Origin of the sequence: Hydrotalea sp., from assembly GCA_030054115.1 — a bacterium.
Taxonomy (GTDB): Bacteria; Pseudomonadota; Alphaproteobacteria; order JASGCL01; family JASGCL01; genus JASGCL01.
In genome coordinates this window covers 1-4661 of record JASGCL010000064.1, presented here as the reverse complement: position 1 = coordinate 4661, position 4661 = coordinate 1, and the positions used below count along the sequence as shown (strand labels likewise).

Annotated in this window: 3 protein-coding genes; all 3 read left to right on the top strand. The window is 53.0% G+C overall.

The features are described 5' to 3' along the window. The first annotated feature begins 93 nt into the window (after positions 1-93). The gene (locus QM529_07475; GenBank protein MDI9314495.1) at positions 94-1770 is read left to right on the top strand and encodes an NAD(P)/FAD-dependent oxidoreductase; all 1677 of its coding nucleotides are present in this window, start codon (positions 94-96) and stop codon (positions 1768-1770) included. Positions 1771-1794: 24 nt separating this feature from the next. Next, entirely contained in the window at positions 1795-3372 is a 1578-nt protein-coding gene (locus QM529_07470; protein MDI9314494.1) for an FAD-dependent oxidoreductase, read from the top strand. Between the two features lie 17 nt (positions 3373-3389). Further along, positions 3390-4661 (top strand): hypothetical protein (locus QM529_07465; protein ID MDI9314493.1); only part of this gene is annotated, 1272 nt, incomplete at its 3' end.

Here is a 4661-nt window from a genome sequence, read left to right as displayed (position 1 = left end):
CCTCACCAAAAACCCATCGAAAGTGGTTTGACAAAGTGGTTTGACAAGGTTTTTCCACTATGCTAGCTTTTTGCCGTCAGGAGAAAAGGGGAGATGAGCCAAGAAAATAATATACTAGGCAATGGGGGTAACCAAGCCCGGCCAAAAAAATACGATGCGATTATTGTTGGTGCCGGCCATAATGGTTTGGTAACCGCCAATTATTTGCAACGCGCCGGCCTGTCGACTCTGGTGGTCGAAAAAACCCCGCACATCGGCGGCGCGGCAACCTCGATTTCTCATTACAAAACGCCCGAGCAAGATTGGATCTACAGCAATTGTTCCTATGTCTGCAGTTTGTTTCGCTCCGAAATTTGGCGCGATTTGGAATTAACAAAATTTGGCCTGCAGGTTATCCCGTACGAAAGCGGTGGCGTGGTGGTTGATAACGGCCGTGATTATTTTTCAACCTACGCCGACCATTGGGCGCAACGCCGCGAAATCGCCCGCCATAATATCAAGGACGTTGATGCCTACGAACGTATCGGCCAATTTTTAACCCGCCAGGCCAGGTTCATCAAGGATTTATTATTGCGCACCCCGCCCGACCCGGTAAAAATGGGGATAAGCGATATTTCCGAATTAATTTTCCTCGCCAAAAAATACGGCAATTTGGGGGCGAAGGACATGGCCGAGATGATAAGATTCTTCACCATTTCGGCTGGCGATTTCACCCGTGAGTATTTTGAAACCGGCGCGTTGCAGGCCCTTTACGCCGGCTCCGGCATTATCGGTTCGGGCATGTCGGTTTTTTCGCCCGGCACGGCCTATGTTCTGCTCCACCATTTCATGGGCGATGTCGACGGGGTTTATGCCGCCTGGGGCTACGCGCGCGGCGGCATGGGGGCCATAACCCAGGCCCTGGGTAAATCATACCAATCGGTCGGCGGGGTTATCGAATCGAACAATGGTATCAAGGAATTTTTGGTGCGCGGCAACCGCGTGCGCGGCGTGGTGTGCGACGACGGCAAATCATACAACGCCGACGTGGTGGTGTCGGGCATGGACGTGCGCCAAACCTTCATCAACCACATGTCGCCCGACCAATTGCCTGGCGATTTTTTAAAATCGGTCAGCCGGTTTAAATTTCGTGGCTCGTCCGGCAAATTAAATGTCGCGTTGGACGGCATGCCAACATTCACCTGCATCCCCGACGGCGCGGCCTGTTTAGCGGGCGATTTGCACCTCGAGGATAACCTCGATGTTTACGAACAATCATACGACGATTGGCGGCGCGGCAATTGGTCGCGCAAACCCTATGTCGATATGCTGTTCGGCAGTATCATCGACCCCACCATGGCGCCCGCCGGCAAACATGTCGTGTCATTTTTTGTGCAATATGTGCCTTACGAATTATCAAACGGCCGCGAATGGACCGAGGAAAATAAAAAAGCCTTCGCCGACACCGTTATCAATTCGGCGGCGCGTTATTCCGACATCAAGGATAAAATTTTGCATATGGAGGTTCGCACGCCGCTCGATATCGAACGCGAGGTCGGGCTTAGCGAGGGGAATATTTTTCAGGGTGAATTATCGCTCGACCAATTATTATTTAATCGTCCGGTGCCGGGTTACGCCCAATACCGCACGCCGATTCGCGGGCTTTACCTGTGCGGTGCGTCGACCCACCCGGGCGGCGGGGTGATGGGCGCGAATGGTGCCAACGCGGCGCGCGAAATTTTGAAGGATTTAAAAAAACCACGCGTCGGCATCGCCCTGAACACGCAATAGGCATAGAATAAACGGATAAAAAAAATGTTTCACAAAAAAAATATCATCATCATTGGCGGCGGCATCAACGGCCTGTCGGCCGCGTTGGAATTAACGCGCCGGCCATTTTCGTTCCTGTGCCGGCGGGTAACGGTGGTCGACGGCGATAAAGAACTCGGCGGCCTGGCGCGCCACGCCGATTATTGTTACGGCTTGCCGCGCAACACGCGGTCGCAACTTTTGTGGGGCGGGTTTCGCTTGGGCAAAAAAATGACCAGCATCGTGCTGGGCGACGACAACGATTCGGTGTTGTTGCGGCCAACGCGTGGCGGCACAAAATACATCGGGCTGGATAATGATTTGGTCCGCAATCACCGCCTGCTGGAAAAGAAAATGAAAAAATACATCAAGATTTGGCAAAAAATTGTCAGCCACGCGCCGCCCAAGTTCGAGGGCGACCGCCGCGATTTCCCCAACCTTATCCGCGCTGGCCTGGCCTTTAAATTGATGAGCAAAAAATCGCAATATGATTTTTTAAAAATCATTGCGCAAAATGGCGATGATATTTTTAACGAACATCTGGGCGAGGGGCAAAGCCAAGCCCTGACCAGCCTGTGGAATTTTCACAGCACGCACGGCAGTGGTCTTTACGCCACCCATTCGGGCACCATACCCGCCCTGTGGTCGCGCCAGGCCTTTGGCAAAAACCTCGGGCTCACCGCCTACGCCCTTGACCCCGAAAAATTGTTTCGCGCCTTTGAACGGGTTTTAAAACGGCGCGGCGTGGTGATTGAAACCGGCAAAAAAGTTGCCGAGATTACATCGGAATTTCGTAACCAACAGCAATGTGTAACCGGCGTTAAATTGGCCGGCGGCAAAACCATTGCGGCCGATATTGTGTTATCGACCCTGGCCCCGCACCGCACGATTCAATTGGTTGGGGCGCGCGAATTTGACGGCGAATTGGTGCGCCGCACCCACCATGTGCGCGGTCGCGGCTTGGTGGCGCACATGACCATCACCACCAAACAGCAACCAAAAATTATTGCCAATCAAAAAAAATCGCCAACCCGCATTGTTATCACCGGCGGCCGGCAACAATTGGAATCGCAATTTTTGGACAGCAAATATGATTCCTACCCCAGCCAATTTCCCATCGCCATGACGTGGCGGCATGACAAATTGTTTTTGCAAATTTTTAACCAGCCATTGCGCGTTAAACAAAATGCCAACCAGGTGAAAAAAATCGTGCTCGACCAATTGAAAACCTACCTGCCTGACCTTGACCCGCAAAAGGTCGAATTGACCCTGCCCGACGACATGGCCGATTACGGCGGCGGCGATGATTACCGCGAGGCCGGCAACCCGGCCTTCCCCAAGGCGCACCCCGCGGCCTGGCACCACGCCGATTTGACGCTTGACCAATTGTGGGCGTGGCGGCCAATCAACGGCGTTGCGTCTGGCGCGTCGGTCGGGTTCAGCCATTACCGCACGCCGATTGATAATCTTTATGTTGGCGGCGCGGCTTGCCACCCGGGCGGCGACATTCATGGCATGGCCGGCATTTTGGCGGCGCGCACCATTTTAAAAACCGCACGAAAAATTTCCAATAATAAAAAATAATTATAAGGAGCAACCACATGACAATGGCACAAAATAAAAACATGGTAATGGTCGAACGCGGTTTGGAATCATCCGCCCTGTCTCATGTTACCGACAAATTGGTGAAATCCCACGCATTTGAAAGTTGGGTTGGCCACCGCGCACCAACATTTTACCAAAGCCTGTCGGAGGAGTATTTCGCCCTGCGCAATTCGGTGGGGATGATTGATGTTTCGATTTTGCACAAATATCTTATCACCGGTCGCGACGCCACCGAATTCGTCAACCGATTTGTCACGCGCGACATGCGAAAGGTCGCGGTCGGCCGCGTTGCCTATTGCCTGTGGTGTGACGAGGAAGGCATGGTGATAGACGACGGCACAATTTTCCACCTGGGCAAAAACGAATATCTTTTAACTTGCCAAGAATCGCAATGGGAATGGTTGCTGACGTTGCAGGAGGGATTTGATGTAACCCTCACCGACCTCAGCCGCGACGTGGCGGCCCTGGCGATACAGGGGCCGGTCGCCTACGCGCTCCTCAAACGTCTTCACGAAACAAAGCTGGAAGGTTTTGAAATCCCCGACATTGGCAACATGAAACCATTCGACATTGTTGAATGGCGCGGCGGCGCGGGCGCAAGTTTTATGAAACCCGGCAAAATGGCGATGATGATATCGCGCACCGGTTTCACCGGCGATTTGGGTTACGAATTATGGTGCCACCGCGATTTGATTGAAACATTATGGCACAGCCTGTTGGCGGTTGGCAAAAATTTACGCATTCACCCGGTGGGCCAGGGGGCGTTGGGGTTGGCGCGGGTCGAGGCAGGCTTCATCGCCACCAACGTCGATTTCATGAGCTCGCACGTCGCCACCCGCCCGGGGCGCGGCCGCACGCCATATGAATTATTAATGGGCAAATTGGTGCATTTCGACAAACCATATTTCAACGGCAAATCGGCGTTGTGGCGGTTGTCGGGCGGCGGCGACGACGCGGTTACCAAACGCAACATGCGGTTCGTTCTGCACCCAATTGACATCGCGACAAAGAAGGAAGCAAAAGATTCGATAGTTTACCACAAGGAAAAAATCGAATGCGGCCATGTAACGGCGTCGCTGTGGTCGCCGACGTTAAAACGCAACGTGGGTTACGCCGAATTTAAGGCGCCATTTGGCATTTTCGAAAAACAAAATTTATTTGCCGAGGTTTGGACGAACAAGGAAAACATGTTTGAAAAGGTCATGGCCCCCCTGACCCTTTGCGACCGCCCATTTTTCAACCCACCAAGGAAGAACAAAACACCGGCG